Raw genomic sequence first — 15,943 nt, forward strand, 5'->3', positions numbered from 1 at the left:
TGAAGAACCTTAATTTTGAGGTTCTTTTTTTATTTGAATTTATTAAAATTTTCGGTTAATAATTATTTCTTCAAATTTATTATTCTCAAATTCAATTTTATTTTTTAACGCAATTTGAAAATTCATTTCAGAAAATTTATTTTTTAGCTTCAATATTAATTTTCCATCAGCAACATCAAGTTTATAATTGAATATATTTTGTTCTTTTGTTACATAGCAAATGTTGGTTCATTACAAGTTTGACAATCAATTAAACTTACTCTTTTCTTTTTTAAAAACCTAAATGCTATTGTATGACAAAATTGAAATTTAGCTTTTGCTAAAGAATTATTATAAATCTTTAAATTTTCACTTTTGTAAAATATACTATCTCTATTATCTGTTATAATTTCATCGTTATATGAATCATTCATAGAATTATTAATGATTTTTTTGAACTCCTTTTTTGAAATATTTTGAGAGAAAACTATATTCGAAAATATTAATATGATTAAAAATAAATATGTTTTCATTTAAAGAACGTTTTTCATCATTCATAAATATAAAACCTTTTTTTCTTTAAAGTACGATTTAAACTATCTTTGTGCTACTTTTCAATAGAACATGACAGACAATTATCGTACAATCGAAAAACCTGTAGAGGATGTAATTTTCAAGGAATTGGGTAGCAAATTCATCAACTTTGCGTATCCAGTTGAAAATGAAGATGAGATCAAAATATATTTAGATCAATTACGTGAAATTCATCCTGATGCAAATCATCATTGTTACGCTTATATTTTGGGCATAGACAAAAAAAATCATCGTGCAAATGATGATGGAGAACCAAGTGGATCTGCTGGTTTACCAATTTACAATCAAATTTTATCAAGTGAAATTACCAATATATTAATTGTTTCTGTACGTTATTTTGGTGGCACAAAATTAGGAATTCCAGGCTTAGTAAAAGCGTATAAATATGCTGCTCAAGTTGTATTGGAAGAAGCCACTATTGTTGAAAAATTTGTTTCGAAACGTATTAAAATGGTTTTTAATTATGATCAACAAGGAATTGTTGAACGCAATGTAGAGCGAATTTCGGGCGAAATAAAAGACAAACATTTTTCGGATAAATGCATGTTTACCATTTCGGTGAGAGAAAGTAAAATAGACGAATTTATTCAGATGTTTAAAGAATATTATCAAATGGAAATCAAAATTATTGACTAATGTTAAACAGTTTAACTTCTTTACGTTTTTTCTTTGCTTTTGCTGTTTTTTTGAGTCATTTAACGTTTGTTAAAACAGATTTAGCGTGGTATAACTTTCTAAAAAATAATGTCTTTTTCGAAGGGTATTTAGGGGTTGGTTTTTTCTTTATCCTAAGTGGTTTCGTTTTAGCACTTAATTACGAAAATAAAATCATCGAAAATCCTAACTTCAATAAAAAGAAATTTTACATTGCCCGAATTGCTCGAATTTATCCATTGCATGTGCTTACATTTTGCGTCATGTTACCTTTTGTTATACTAAATGTTTGGCAAGGTACTTTTCATTGGGATATTGCTGGAGCAAATCTATTTTTGTTACAATCATACATTCCGATAAAAGATTTTTACTTTTCTATCAACAATGTTTCGTGGAGTATTTCGACTGAATTATTCTTTTATTTCATGTTTCCATTTTATGTCATTTGGCTGTATAAATTCCCGAAACTGAAATACATTTTATTGTTAGCAATTCCGATTATTATCTTTGCAGAACCCTATTTTAGAACAGATATGAAAATGGAAAAAGCTATTTTCTACATCAATCCTTTGGTTCGTAGTTTAGATTTTATTTTAGGAATTATTACCTGTCAGATCTATAAAAAAATAAAAAAATCACCTATTAATTTCTCGAAAGGAACTTTAATCGAATTGGCTGCAATTATCGTTTTATCCATCTTTTTTTACTTCCATAATGATGTTGCAAGAGCGTTTCGTTACGGAATTTATTATTGGATTCCGATGGTTGGAATTGTTTTAATTTTTGCTTTACAACGCGGATTCTTTTCTAAACTATTACAACATAAAACACTGGTTTATTTGGGTGAAATTAGTTTTGCTTTTTATATGATTCACATGATTGTGATAAAATATGGAAACCAATATCTCCCTGCAATAAACGATTTTCTGAAGATTGGAATTTATTTCGCCGTTGCCTTAATTTTAAGCGCTTTGACTTTTGAATATTTCGAGAAACCTGTTGCAAAATGGATTAAAGAAAAAGTAAGGTAGTAGTGATTTTTTTTTGTTAATTTAAAAAATCTATGATAATTAAAATGGTTACAATACTAATTGCAACTACAATTAAAATATCCAAATAATTTATTTTTTTCGAACCAAATTTTGTTGTTCTTTTTCGTTTTTTTGTCAGCACTATTCTCTTCATTTTACAATAAATAAGTCGTGAAATCAATTCACGACTTATTGGTCAAAAATACATTAAGTAGTTAGTTAGTTGTTAATCCGTTTTATTGATATTTATAGCAACTTCCAGTTTTTTTAGCCGATTTACCTGCCATTTTATCAGATAATAAAAGAATAAATGGGCATCTCACCTCCGCAGCTTGTTGTTTTAAAACTTTCTCAGCACGCTCATCTTTTCCATTTCCAGATCTAAAGTTTACCCAACCTGTTTTTGATTTCAAATCATCCCCTTTTTTTAATCCAGCAACTAAAGATTTATCTTCTAAAATAATAACTTTCGGCCAATCTTTGTCATCGGTAATTTCTATCTTTTCTGAAACATCTTCGATACGAGTGCTTTTTCCGTAGAAAACCTTGTTTACAGAATATTTACTTAATGATTGTATTGCATCTTCTCCATCATAAGTAAATTCTACAGTAAATTCTCCTACACGCTTTATTTGACCTTCTATAATTTCTCCTGAATGTTTATAAATTTTATCAACTTGTCCAAAAGCCACAGAAGCCATAAAACCTAATCCTAAAATAAAAATGTTTTTCATAGTTAATTTTTTAATTTGTATATAATGTATTTATTTAGTTTACAATTAAAACACTTGCAGTGTCATCGATAGATATAGTAGTATTTAAAGTACTTGATTCTAAAAGACCATGATTCTCTTTTAGATTTGTTGTTTGTTTTTTCATTAAATCAATCAAATGACTTATAGACTCTTGATAGATTTTCTTTTTTGTAGAATTTTTAACTAAAGAAATATAAACTGTTTTATAGTTTTTCTTTGTTGGAGTTGTTTGTTCTATTTCTTGTGCGATATTTTGAAAAAAATTAGTTCTATTTTCAGAATTCACAACAACAATTCGTTTAATGTTCTTACCTTCAGTTTCCACCTCCATACTTATAGTATATGGATCTATCGTTATAGAATTGTAGTGTACTTTTTGATTACCAAAATTATCATCTATAGAACTGGACTTTATTTGATAATAATCTTCTAATTCGGTTACTCGATTACCGATAAATTGTTTTAACGTTTTGTAATCTAAATTTTGAGCAAAAATCACATTAGACAACATGACTAATAAAAGAGTTAAAATATTTTTCATATTTCTATTTAATTATCTAATTTATTACGACTTACATTTGTTATAAATCTTCACAAATTTTAAAAATCATAAAATAAATTCCTACTTTTGCAAGCATAGTTAATGGGTAGTTTATATTAAACTACCTACGGGTAGTCTATGTAGAACGCATATAATCAACTAAATGATCTAAATCTTGAAAAAATTTCTCTTATTATTATTCTTTTCTTTTTATACTCAAGTAGGGTTTGGAAACACAATTAATTCCGAAATTCTAAAGAAAGAGATTAGTAATTTCAACCAAATTGGTGCTTATAATAAATCTATTTTCAAATTAGATAGTCTTATCTACTCTAAGAGAGTTAGTAATTATGATTTATACAATTTGTATTTATTAAAATATATTACCTATAAAACTTTATTGAATTATCCAGAAGCTGAAGAAAATCTAAATATTGCTGAAAAATATGGATTAAAGGATCCTAACCATAAAAAAGAAGTTGAAACAAAAATTTTAATTGAGCGAATTTTCATTCAGTTTGATTACCTTAAATATGATAATGTAAATGAATTGCTTAAAAAAGTAGAAAAGAATAATCTTCATTTTTTAGATCCAGAAACGTATGCTTTTTATATTTCTGTTTTAGGCACAATCAATATCCTTAATAAGGATTATCAACAAGCTGAAAAAGAATATAATGAAGCTGTAGATGTATTAAAAAAAGAATCACCCAAACATTTACCAAATATATATCGAAAACTATTGCATCTTTACACCGAAACCAATGAAGATCAAAAAGCGATAAAGGCTTTTGAAAACGGACTGTATTATGCTAAAAAATTCAATACAAAATTATATATTCTGAATATGTACGAATCTCTTACTTGGCATTATGCACAAAATGAAGATTGGGAAAAAGCTTACAAAACGCGATTAATTGTAAATGATCTTGCAACCGATTACGACGCAATAAATCAAAGTGGAAAATTACAAAGTTTAGAGAAAGAAATTATCAATAAACGAAATAATTTAGAGGTTCGAAATCAAAAAAATATCAAATTTTTTTTAGGTATAATTTCTACCATTTTAGCTATTTTACTTTTAGTTCTTTTCAAATACAATAAAATTAATAAAGAAAAAAGAATATTAGTTGAAAATGAGAACGAAAGAATGCGCAAAGAACTCTCAGATTTAATTGATAATAAATCAAAAAACGAGAAAATAGTCACTTTTTCGGACTACAATCTGTCTGAAAGACAGTTAGAAATCATTGATTTTGTAAGAAAAGGATTAACCAACAAAGAGATTGCTACTCAATTATATATTTCTGAAAATACAGTTAAGTACCATTTAAAAGTAATTTACACAACATTAGGTATTGATAGTCGAAATTCTTTATAAAAAATGCCCAAAAAGTTAGATACTTTATGGGCATTGTATAAATAAAAATAGGATTTTTAATTATTGAATAATATTAACTTCTCTGACTAATGTGACACCGTACTTAGACTTCACATCTTCAATAATTTGTTCAGACAAATCATATATTTCACGTCCTGTAGCATTACCATAATTCACCAAAACCAATGCTTGTTTATCGTGAACACCAGCATCACCAAAACGCTTTCCTTTCCAACCAGCATGTTCAATTAACCAACCTGCAGCTAATTTTACACCCGAATCAGTTTTATAATGAGAAATTTCGGGATGACGTTTTTCAATCTCCACAAATTCTTCGTTCGTAATAACAGGATTTTTAAAGAAACTTCCCGAGTTTCCTATTTGCGAAGGATCTGGTAATTTACTTTGACGTATTTTGATCACGGCTGCACTAATTTCTTGAATTGAAGGCTCAAAAATTTGCTCCTTTTCCAATTCAGATTTTATTGCCCCATAATCGATATGCAATTGATGATTTCTCTTTGATAACTTAAATGTAACTGCTACCAAAACATATTGACCTCTTAATTCATTCTTAAAAATAGATTCACGGTAACCAAACTGACACTCTTCATTTGTAAAAGTACGCTCGTCGCCTGTTTCTAATTCTAATGTTTGAACTTCTTCAATATAATCTTTCACTTCAACGCCATAGGCTCCAATGTTTTGCATCGGTGCTGTTCCAACATTTCCTGGAATTAAAGAAAGATTTTCTAATCCTCCGAAATCATTTTCCAACGTCCATTGAACAAAATTGTGCCAATTTTCGCTTCCTTGCGCTTTTATGTACACAAAATCATCCTCTTCATTGATAATTTCGATTCCTTTCAAATTTAATTTTAACACAATTCCTGGAAAATCGTCTACAAAAAGCATATTACTTCCTCCTCCAATAAATAAAATGGGAAGATTTTTTTGACGACGAAAAACCAATACTTTTCGTAAATCTTGAATAGTTGCGACATCTGCAAAATATTTTGCTTTTGCTTCTATTCCGAATGTGTTATATAATTTTAATGAATAATTTTCGATGATTTCCATCTTCGTATATTTCTTATGATCTAATTGTTCCTGGATATTGTTCTAAAGCTTCTTTTAGTAATTCTACAGAACGTACTAAATCTTCTTCTTTTAGCACATATGCCAAACGAACTTCTTGTATTCCTGAATTTGGAGTTGAGTAAAATCCCGCTCCTGGTGCCAACATGACAGTTTCCCCATTTGACGAAAATGACTCTAACAACCAAATTGCAAATTTTTCCGCATTATCAACTGGTAATTGAATCATACAATAGAAAGCACCTTTTGGATTTGGACAAACCACCCCTGGAATCTGTTTTAAACCTTCTATTAATGTATTGCGACGTTTTAAATATTCTGTACGACAATCTTCGAAATAGGATCCTACATTTTTATGCGCTAATGTTGCAATGTATTGAGAAATCTCAACTGGACTCAAACGCGCTTGTGCATACAACATAGCTGCTTTTAAGAACTTTTCGTTTCGTGTAATTAACGCTCCAGAACGAGCACCACATAAAGAAAAACGTTTCGATTCAGAATCAATTACAATTGCATTATCTTTTAATTCTGGAAAACTTAAAATAGATGTAAATTCTTCTTCTGTATATAAATATTCAGCATACACTTCATCTGCAATTAAATAAATATCATGTTCTAAAACTAAATCTTTCAATTGATTTAATTCTTCTTTCGAATAAACATAACCAGTTGGATTTCCAGGATTACAAATTAAAATTGCACGCGTTTTATCTGTAATCTTTTTTGCAAACTCTTCGACAGAAGGTAAAGCAAAATTATTCTCAATTGTTGAAGGTACAGGAACAATATTTACATCATTTTCACACGTAAATCCATTGTAATTTGCGTAAAAAGGTTCTGGAATAATGATTTCATCACCCGGATTTGCGATAATCCCAAAAATAAACAATAAAGCTTCTGAACCTCCTAACGTAGCAATAAAATTCTCTGGAGTTAATTCAATTCCACGATTAGTGAAATAGTCTGCCAACGCTTGACGATATTCTAACGTTCCTTCTGAATGCGTGTAAGAAATAATGTTAGATGGAAATTTTTTCAATCCTTCTAAAACAGCTTTTGGCGATTCTATATCAGGTTGACCAATGTTCAGATGATATACTTTTGTACCTCTCTTTTTAGCTGCATCTGCGTATGGAACCAACTTTCTAATAGGAGAAGCTGGCATATTTTGTGATTTTTCAGATAATATTAACATTTATTGTAATTTTTTAAATTTGAATTGAATTCTTTGGTATTGTTTTTGTAATTTTAAAGTGTAAATATAAAAAACGTTTAATCTCAAAAAAAACTTTATTATGAGTAAATTAAATAATGCAACTAAATTATTAGCAGGTTTAGCAATTGGAACAGCAATCGGAGCAGTAGTAGGTTTATTGTACGCGCCAGAATCAGGGAAAGACACGCGCAAAAAATTAAAAAAAGAAGCTGACAAATACAAAAAAGAGTTAGATAAATACGCAAATGATTTTTCTGATAAAGCAAAGCAAACAAAAAAAGAATTAGAAGCTAAATTAGAAGAAATTAAATCTAAATTAGCAGATCAAAAAGACGAATTTGTTGCGAAAGCCAAAGAAGCTGGAAAAGATTTGAAAACTAAAACTAATCAAGCTAAAGAAGATTTAAAAGACGAATTTCAAGAAAACGTAGGAGTTTAATTCAGTTTAGTCAATAATCCTTAAAAATTATAATTAAATTTGTCTAAACTAAAACAATTTTTATGTTTAATGATCTAAAAACCTATATCAATAATAGAATCACGTTAACTAAATATGACTTGATAGATTCTGTCAGTAACATGTTAGCAAGCGGGATTTACGTACTGATTATTGCCGTTTTTGCGCTGTTCTTATTGTTGTTAGGTAGTTTAGCATTAGGATTTATTTTAGGCAGTTATTTTGATGATACAGGATTAGGTTTCTTAACTGTTACTGGAATTTATTTTGTAGTAATGGTACTATGCCTTTTGTTTAGAAAGAAATTAAAATTGTTCTTAACAAACATTGCGATTGAGAATGCTATGGAAGCTATGTCTAACCAAGATGACGACGACGAAGATGACGAATAAAGAAAAACCAGTAATTAAAAATTTAGAAGATTTACGACTTGCCAAAAGAAAGCTTCGTATTGAAATGAAGGCTTCTGAAAACAAGCACGATAATTCTATTGTGAATAAGGCTGTGGGTCTTATATCGAATATAAAAACTGATAGTCATTTTACGTCTTCTAAAGTTGAAAACGCATTAAATTGGGTTGGAGATAAAGCATCAAATAAATACCCAATGAAAGGGATTACAAAAATTGTCATTTCGGGATTAATTATGATAGCTGTACCTATAATTACAACTAAAATTCAGGAATATTTAGACGAAAAACTCTAATAAAATATTTTAAATATAAATAGCCTTACAAATTGTAAGGCTATTTTTTTATGCGATAAATTTAAGCTCTATTAATATTTCTCATGGAAATACTCGTTTAGAATTTTAATTTTATCTTGTTTATCCTTCGCTTCTTGGTTTCGTAATTCTACGCGACGTATTTTACCTGAAATTGTTTTGGGTAATGATTCAACAAATTGGACAATTCGAGGAATTTTGTAACGTGCTAAATGTTCTTCCGTATACCTGAAAATATCTTTCGCTAATTCTTCCGAAGCTTCATACCCTGGGGCTAAAATAACAAACGCTTTCACTGCATTACTTCGCAATTCGTGTGGACTTGCTACAACAGCAGCTTCCATAATCGCATCATGTTCTAATAAAGCACTTTCTACTTCAAATGGTCCAACTCTAAAATCTGATGCTTTTATCACATCGTCATCACGCCCAACAAACCATACATAGCCATCTTCGTCTTTGTACGCTTTATCTCCTGTATAATATAATCCATGCTTAAAAACTTTTGACATCTTATCTTTCTGAATAAGATATGTTTTAAAAATTCCATTAATGCTTTCTTCGTTGTACACAACACAGATATTTCCTTCTTCACAATCTTGTACTATATTTCCATTGTCATCTGCAATTACAATTTCATATAAAAAAGCAGGTTTACCCATCGAACCATATTTTATATTTTCGTTAGGTAAGTTGGCAATCATAGCTGTAGATTCCGATTGTCCATATCCATCTCGAATTGTTATGCCTGTGCCTTCTTTCCAAACATCTATAATCTCTGGATTAAGCGGTTCGCCTGCCGCAACACATTGACGAAGTTTGAAATGATAATTTTTTAAATCTTCTAAAATTAATACACGCAAAGCAGTTGGTGGTGCGCAAAATGTTGTCACACCTAAATCCTGAATTGTTTGTAATTGTTCCTTTGGAACAAATTTATCTGCATGATATCCTAAAATTGTAGCCCCCATATTCCAAGGAGCAAAGAAACTACTCCAAAAGAATTTAGCCCATCCAGGTTGTGATATATTGTAATGTAAATCACCTTGTTTCATTCCAACCCAAGAAGAGGTTGTAAAGCCTCCAAGCGGATAAGTGTAATGCGTGTGCACCACCACTTTGGGCATTCCAGTTGTACCAGAAGTAAAGAAATAAAACAAATCATCGTCTGCTTTAGTATCGGCAGCTTCGGCTTCAGGTGATTCATTCCATAAATCGTTGATATTTATCCATCCTTCTCTTTCTCCCTCCGTAATTAATTTAACTTTGATTTTCTGCTCAAATTTTGCTTCTGCTTCATCTATTTTATTAGCATTCGCCTGATCAGCCAATGCCACTTCTGGAAATGATGATTCAAAACGGAAAGTTAAATCACGTGCTTCTAACGTTGTAGCCGCTGGAATAATAACCAATCCACCTTTGATTGATGCCAGATAGCCAATCCAAGTAATTGGTAATAAAGGAACTTGAGAAAACATTTTGTCCCCTTCTACAATACCTTTGTTACGTAAATAATTTAAAAATTGATTGTACTTAATAGATAAATCTTGAAACGTATAATCTTCTCGTTGATTATTGTACTTCCAAATCAATCCTTTTTGCTCACCTAATTGAGTAACATTATACGTTTCGAAAATGTCTCGAACCCAATTAAATTTTTCTGGTTTAAAAATTTTAATTTCTTTTAACTGCGCATAATTCTCTTGTTCGATAGAAGCTCGAATAGAATTAAACAATTCTTGTACTGTCATTTATTTGTGGTTTTGAATAAATATAGAAAAATTATCAATTCAAATACAAATTTTAAGCACAAAAAAAGGATGATTTAAAAAAATCATCCTTTTTAGTTGTTATTTTTTGAGAAATATTAATCTCTACCTCTTCTTGAACTTCCCGTTCTGTTACGGTCTCCACCGCGGTAACCACCACGATCTCCTCCTTTACTGTCACGGCTATCACGATCACGGTCTCCTCCTCGGTAACCTCCTCTATCGCGATCTCCTCCACGGAAACCACCACGGTCTCCACCGCTTCTTTCACGATCAGAGTCACGACGACTGTTAAAACCACGTCCACGAGAATCTCCTCCGCCATTACGACGACGATCTCCGCCTCCACGACGCTCACCGTCACCACGTCTTGGTTCTGGTTTAGAGATTTGAACATCTAAATCAACTCCATCACGTTGTGCATCTTTGAAAGATTCTAAAACTAATGATTCGAATTGTGTATCTACTTCGAAGAAAGAGAAATTACGTAAAATTTCAATTTTTCCGATTTCGATGTTACGGTTACGTGTTTGTTCGTTGATTAATCCAATTAAGTTTGGAACACGTAAGTTGTGTTTTTGTCCAATGTTAATGAAGAATCTTGAGAAATCACGACCTCCACGACGATTAGAAGAACGATCACTTCTATCACCACGATCACCTTCTGGAGTGATGTCTTTCGTATTTTTGTAATATTCTAAGAACGAATTAAATTCTACTGTTAAGAAACGTTTCAATAAAGTATCACGATCAATATCAGCTAATTTTTCGTTTACAGTTTCCATGTAAGGCTCGATTAACTCTTCATCAACTTCGATATTTTCGATTTTGTCAATTAAAGAAATTAAACGTTTTTCACAAATTTCTGCACCAGTTGGAACGTTTTTAGGCTCGATTTTAGAAGCAATTAATTTTTCTAAATCTCTAATTTTACGTGCTTCACGTCCACCTGAAATAATAATAGATATCCCTTTGTTTCCTGCACGACCTGTACGACCTGAACGGTGAACATAAACTTCTGGATCATCTGGTAAGTTGAAGTTGATAACATGTGTCAACTCATTAACATCAATTCCACGAGCTGCAACGTCTGTTGCTACAAGAATTTGAATGTTTTGGTTACGGAATTTTTCCATCACGTGATCACGTTGTGATTGTGATAAATCTCCGTGTAATGCATCTGCATTATAACCATCTTGCATCAATTTATCTGCTACATCTTTCGCTTCGCGACGTGTTCTACAGAAAACGATACCATAAATATTTGGGTAATAATCGGCCAAACGTTTTAAAGCTAAGTAACGATCTGATGAACGTACTAAATAAACGTGGTGCTCGATATTTTTTGAGGTAGTATTTACTTTACTAACAGCAATCTCAACTGGATTGTGCATATATTCTGAAGCGATACGACGAACCTCTGAAGGCATTGTAGCTGAGAACAATAAAGTTTGTTTTTCTTCTGGAGTAGTTTCTAAAATTGAATCGATTTCGTCACGGAATCCCATGTTCAACATCTCATCAGCTTCATCTAAAACTGTCCACGTAATGTCATTAATTTTTAATGCACCACGTTTAATTAAATCCATTGTACGACCTGGTGTTCCTACAACGATTTGTGGATTATCTTTTAATCCTCTAATTTGTTTAACGATATCAGCTCCACCGTAAACTGCTTGTACACGTACTCCTCGTGTATCAGCTGCAAAAGTTTCGATTTCTTTTGCGATTTGTAAACATAACTCACGAGTTGGACATAAAATAATTGCCTGAACTGATTTTGAACTATTGTCTAATTGATTTAAAATCGGAAGCCCGAATGCTGCAGTTTTTCCTGTACCTGTTTGCGCCAATGCAATAACATCTTGGTCTGATGAAAGGATTTGAGGAATAGCTTTTTCTTGAATTGGAGAAGGGTTAACGAAGCCCATTTTCTCAATTGCAGTTAGGAGTTCTTCTTGAAGTCCTAATTCTTTGAATGTAATCATGTTAGATACGATACCGTGATATTGAAATTCATTTATATTTCATATCCGGTTTTTATTTTTAAATTATTATAACCAACAGATATGAAAGAATAAAATTAAATGGCTGAGCAGCCTAAAAAATCCCTAAATGAATATTCTTTAACATCCGTACCTTAATTCTAAAAGGCTGTGCAAATGTAAGGATTTTTTTTGAAACACACAACACACTTTCACAATCCTTACAAATTACACACTATTTTTTATTTGATTGAATATAAATACTTTATTAACAATCTGCAATATTCACAGCAACTGCTAAGCCTCCTTCAGAAGTTTCTTTGTATTTATTATTCATATCTTTTGCAGTTTCCCACATTGTATTTACAACCTTGTCTAAAGGTACTTTTGCATTTAAAGGATCTGTATCCAATGCCAATTCAGCAGCATTTATCGCTTTAATTGCTCCCATTGTATTGCGTTCAATACAAGGTATTTGTACCAACCCTCCTATTGGATCGCAAGTTAACCCCAAGTGATGTTCCATCGCAATTTCAGCTGCAATAGTCACTTGTGCAGGACTTCCTCCCATTAATTCGCACAAAGCACCTGCTGCCATTGCAGATGACACTCCAATTTCAGCTTGACAGCCTCCCATCGCGGCAGAAATGGTAGCACCCTTCTTAAAAATAGATCCAATAACACCTGCTGTTGTTAAAAATTGTTCAATTTCTTTTTGTCCCGCTTTGTGATTTTCGATCACCAAATAATACATCAATACAGCAGGAATTACTCCTGCACTTCCATTTGTTGGTGCTGTTACCACTCTACCTAACGAGGCATTAACCTCATTCACTGCAAGTGCGAAACAACTTACCCATTTCAGAATTTGACGAAAATATACTTTGGTTTTCCGAATAGATGTAATCCATTCTTGTGGATTAGAATAAGGAGTTGTTCCAATCAGATTATTGTGCATGTCATACGCACGACGTTTTACATTCAATCCGCCTGGCAATGTACCTTCTGTGTGACATCCTATGTACATACATTCTAACATTGTATTCCAAACACGCATTAATTCGTGATGAATTTCATCTTCTGTTCGAAGTGTTTTCTCATTTTCGAACATGATTTGTGAAATTGTTTTATTTTCTTTATCACAAAATGCTAAAAGCTCTGTTGATGTATTAAATAAAAATGGAAATGCACATGTTACATCTGCATTAATTGATTCTTCGTTTTCTTTTGTTATAAATCCACCTCCTATCGAATAGAATGTAGAGGTAAATTCTTCATTCTCATAAAAGGCAGTAAACATCATTCCATTTGCATGAAAATCTAAAAACTCTCTATTAAAAACAATATCTGTTTTGGGATCAAAATCAATTAAAAATCGGCTTCCAAAATTTAATTGTTTTTTACTATTAATTGTATTGATTATTGTTGAAATATCATCAACAGGAATGTATTCAGGATCTGCGCCACTCAATCCTAACATAACCGCAAAATCTGTTGCATGTCCTTTTCCTGTTAAGGATAAAGAACCGTACAAATCTACGCAAATACGGGTAATTTTATTGAAAATTGAAGCCTCATCTAACTCTTTTAGAAAAGCCTCTGCTGCTCGCCAAGGGCCTAAAGTATGAGAACTTGAAGGACCTACGCCAATTTTGAGCATATCAAATACTGAAATACAATCCATTTTATACTTTTAATTTATATTTTTTCCACACAGGACAAATATAGCCGTTAAATTAACATATTCATTTTTTTTCAGTATATTTTTTATGAACTTACTCAATTATAAAGCTTAAAATATTCATATTAATGATATTACCTCAACTAATTTTCAATCAAAAAAAATAGGTTACAATTTTTTGTAACCTATTTTTTCCATTTTATCAAATTTTTATTATTTGAATTTATACCAATAAGGATAAATAATTGCTAAACCATAACCTATAAACACAAATAAAGCGAACATTGTAAATAGTGTTCCATCTGCCATAAATTCTGGTTGTATTGCTGCAGATATAAATAATGAACCTACGACCATATATACACCTATTCGTTTGTATTTATTTACCAAGAAAATACCTGCAAGACCAATTAAACCAAAAATAATAGTTGAAATTGGATACCAACTTGGCATTTCTGGTGCATCTTGATTCAGTAAATCGCGCATTAAATAATCATTTGTCACTAACAATTGGTAACCTCGATATAGAATACTTAATAAAAGAAAAACCATTATAAAGATCATTGATTTGAATAAGAATGATTTTTTCTCTCCTTTGTGTTTTAAGTCATTTGATTTTGTATTATCAGACATTAAAACATTAGCATCAAAAAGATCTTCTCTTTCTTTATTGGTTTCATTTTTTTTATCTGTCATAGCTTTGTTTTAAAATAAGAAATCATATCCTTTCAAGCTCAATTTTTCGTATTTTTCTTCGTCAAAACGGTATAATTTCGACACTTTACGATGAAGTTTCGGGTCGGTTGTATTGCCTGTTTCGATAATTAAATTTGAGTTAAAGATTTTCTTTCTAAAGTTACGTTTATCAAGTTCTCTATTCAAAGCTTTTTCATATAAACTTTGTAATTGTGCAATTGTAAATTCATCTCCTAAAAGGTTAAAACCAACTGGGCGACGTTTTACGCGGCGTTTTACACGTTCTTTTGCGTATTTTACAATCTCATTATGATCGAAAGCTAAATCTGGTATGCGGTCATATAGATACCACTCACCTCCTTGCATTTTTACTTTCTCCTCTATTTGAGGTGTTAGTTTTACAAGTGCGTAATAAGCAACATTTACAACACGTCCTAATGGATTACGAAAAACTTTTGTAAAAGCTTTCAGTTGTTCGATATAGGTTTGATGCTCATCGTAAGCAATTTTCTCGATTAATAATTCGTGAATTGCCTGATCGTTACTTACCGTTGGTGCAATATATTTTCCTGGTAAAACCAATGCACCTTTGAAAGGATCGTTAAGTTTTTTATATATTAATATTTTTAGATCTTCTCCATCAAACCCGAAAAGCACGAGACTTGAACAGAGAGCGACCTGAAAATATTTTTCTTTTTCTTCGTCTGTCATTTTGTGGGATGATTTAAAAAATTGAACTTTTCTTAGTGAAAGATTGAATGCATTAATCTATTTTTATCATTAAAAGATTCTTCTAACGAAATCATAGATTCTGTTCTCAAAACGTCATCAATTTGATCAATTTTGTAGATAACATCTTTTGCATCTGCTGTATCTCTTGCACGAATTTTACAGAAAATATTATATTTCCCAGAAACTACGTGAACAACTGTTACGTTTGGAATTTTGTATAATTCATCGATTACTTTTTGAGTTTTGTTTGTTTTCGTAAGCAATAAACCTACATATGCAACAAACTGATAACCCATTTTATCATAATCTGTAATTAGTGTAGTTCCTTTGATGATTCCCGCTTCCTCTAATTTCTTGACACGTACATGAATAGTACCAGCAGAAACATTCATTTTTTTTGCTATTTCTGTAAATGGCATTCTTGTATTGTCAATTAAATACATCAAAATTTTCTTATCAACATCATCAATTATGTAATTCATTTTCCTAATTTTTGATTATTATTATTATTTTAATAAAAAATCGAATTAATTTTTAGCAAAATTATAAATAAAACAAACAAACATCAAAATATTTTTTAATGATTTATTTAATATTTTACTTTTGTTGTAATAATAGTTCAAAAAAGAAAGAACTAATCACTTTTGT

The 15,943-nt window shown here is 30.8% G+C and carries 17 protein-coding genes; 6 read left to right on the plus strand and 11 right to left on the minus strand.

The features are described from left to right. Positions 1-209: 209 nt before the first annotated feature. The gene (locus Q0616_RS01870; RefSeq protein WP_260542645.1) at positions 210-512 is read right to left on the minus strand and encodes a hypothetical protein; all 303 of its coding nucleotides are present in this window, start codon (positions 510-512) and stop codon (positions 210-212) included. A 91-nt stretch (positions 513-603) separates the two neighbouring features. Here Q0616_RS01870 and Q0616_RS01875 point away from each other — a divergent pair, with 91 nt between their 5' ends. Both Q0616_RS01875 and Q0616_RS01880 read left to right on the plus strand, forming a co-directional pair. Then, positions 604-1,209 carry a YigZ family protein gene (locus Q0616_RS01875; protein WP_171622335.1) on the plus strand — a complete coding sequence of 202 codons (606 nt, stop codon included), beginning with the start codon at positions 604-606 and terminating at the stop codon, positions 1,207-1,209. After that, positions 1,209-2,258, plus strand: coding sequence for an acyltransferase (locus Q0616_RS01880; protein ID WP_260542644.1), 1,050 nt, complete (start codon positions 1,209-1,211; stop codon positions 2,256-2,258). Before Q0616_RS01875 ends, Q0616_RS01880 begins: the two co-directional genes overlap by 1 nt. Before the next feature lie 236 nt (positions 2,259-2,494). Here the strand turns inward: Q0616_RS01880 and Q0616_RS01885 are convergent, their stop codons facing one another. Both Q0616_RS01885 and Q0616_RS01890 read right to left on the minus strand, forming a co-directional pair. Beyond that, positions 2,495-2,992 (minus strand): hypothetical protein, encoded by a 498-nt coding sequence (locus tag Q0616_RS01885; protein ID WP_260542643.1) that lies wholly within the window; start codon positions 2,990-2,992, stop codon positions 2,495-2,497. A gap of 34 nt (positions 2,993-3,026) precedes the next feature. After that, the gene (locus Q0616_RS01890; protein ID WP_260542642.1) at positions 3,027-3,554 is read right to left on the minus strand and encodes a hypothetical protein; all 528 of its coding nucleotides are present in this window, start codon (positions 3,552-3,554) and stop codon (positions 3,027-3,029) included. Between the two features lie 175 nt (positions 3,555-3,729). On the opposite strand from Q0616_RS01890, the gene Q0616_RS01895 reads away from it, so the two are divergent. Continuing rightward, on the plus strand, positions 3,730-4,935 hold the full coding sequence (locus tag Q0616_RS01895) for a helix-turn-helix transcriptional regulator (RefSeq protein ID WP_225539432.1): 1,206 nt from the start codon (positions 3,730-3,732) through the stop codon (positions 4,933-4,935). A gap of 60 nt (positions 4,936-4,995) precedes the next feature. Here Q0616_RS01895 and murB read toward each other — a convergent pair whose 3' ends face one another. Further along, positions 4,996-6,015, minus strand: coding sequence for a UDP-N-acetylmuramate dehydrogenase (gene murB / locus Q0616_RS01900; protein WP_171622331.1), 1,020 nt, complete (start codon positions 6,013-6,015; stop codon positions 4,996-4,998). A gap of 13 nt (positions 6,016-6,028) precedes the next feature. Next, positions 6,029-7,231, minus strand: coding sequence for a pyridoxal phosphate-dependent aminotransferase (locus Q0616_RS01905; protein ID WP_171622330.1), 1,203 nt, complete (start codon positions 7,229-7,231; stop codon positions 6,029-6,031). Between the two features lie 100 nt (positions 7,232-7,331). Between Q0616_RS01905 and Q0616_RS01910 the strand changes: the two genes are divergently transcribed. From Q0616_RS01910 to Q0616_RS01920, 3 genes are all read left to right on the plus strand, one after another. Continuing rightward, positions 7,332-7,691, plus strand: a complete 360-nt coding sequence (locus Q0616_RS01910; RefSeq protein ID WP_171622329.1) for a YtxH domain-containing protein — start codon at positions 7,332-7,334, stop codon at positions 7,689-7,691. A 62-nt stretch (positions 7,692-7,753) separates the two neighbouring features. After that, on the plus strand, positions 7,754-8,101 hold the full coding sequence (locus Q0616_RS01915; protein ID WP_260542640.1) for a phage holin family protein: 348 nt from the start codon (positions 7,754-7,756) through the stop codon (positions 8,099-8,101). Continuing rightward, the gene (locus Q0616_RS01920; protein WP_298774592.1) at positions 8,076-8,414 is read left to right on the plus strand and encodes a hypothetical protein; all 339 of its coding nucleotides are present in this window, start codon (positions 8,076-8,078) and stop codon (positions 8,412-8,414) included. The genes Q0616_RS01915 and Q0616_RS01920 overlap by 26 nt, the downstream gene beginning before the upstream one ends. A 71-nt stretch (positions 8,415-8,485) precedes the next feature. Here the strand turns inward: Q0616_RS01920 and Q0616_RS01925 are convergent, their stop codons facing one another. The 6 genes from Q0616_RS01925 to Q0616_RS01950 form a co-directional block, all read right to left on the minus strand. After that, positions 8,486-10,183, minus strand: a complete 1,698-nt coding sequence (locus Q0616_RS01925; protein WP_171622326.1) for an AMP-binding protein — start codon at positions 10,181-10,183, stop codon at positions 8,486-8,488. 116 nt (positions 10,184-10,299) lie between these two features. Then, positions 10,300-12,189 (minus strand): DEAD/DEAH box helicase, encoded by a 1,890-nt coding sequence (locus tag Q0616_RS01930; RefSeq protein ID WP_171622325.1) that lies wholly within the window; start codon positions 12,187-12,189, stop codon positions 10,300-10,302. A 265-nt stretch (positions 12,190-12,454) separates the two neighbouring features. Next, entirely contained in the window at positions 12,455-13,870 is a 1,416-nt protein-coding gene (locus Q0616_RS01935) for an L-serine ammonia-lyase (protein WP_298774598.1), read from the minus strand. Positions 13,871-14,080: 210 nt separating this feature from the next. Beyond that, a complete protein-coding gene (locus tag Q0616_RS01940) occupies positions 14,081-14,563 on the minus strand; it encodes a hypothetical protein (RefSeq protein ID WP_260542634.1) in 483 nt (160 codons plus the stop codon). 9 nt (positions 14,564-14,572) lie between these two features. Beyond that, a complete protein-coding gene (locus Q0616_RS01945; RefSeq protein ID WP_171622322.1) occupies positions 14,573-15,274 on the minus strand; it encodes an NUDIX hydrolase in 702 nt (233 codons plus the stop codon). 32 nt (positions 15,275-15,306) lie between these two features. Next, positions 15,307-15,777 carry a winged helix-turn-helix transcriptional regulator gene (locus Q0616_RS01950; protein WP_171622321.1) on the minus strand — a complete coding sequence of 157 codons (471 nt, stop codon included), beginning with the start codon at positions 15,775-15,777 and terminating at the stop codon, positions 15,307-15,309. Between the last annotated feature and the right edge of the window lie 166 nt (positions 15,778-15,943).

Origin of the sequence: uncultured Empedobacter sp., assembly GCF_937930195.1 — a bacterium.
Taxonomy (GTDB): domain Bacteria; phylum Bacteroidota; class Bacteroidia; order Flavobacteriales; family Weeksellaceae; genus Empedobacter; species Empedobacter stercoris.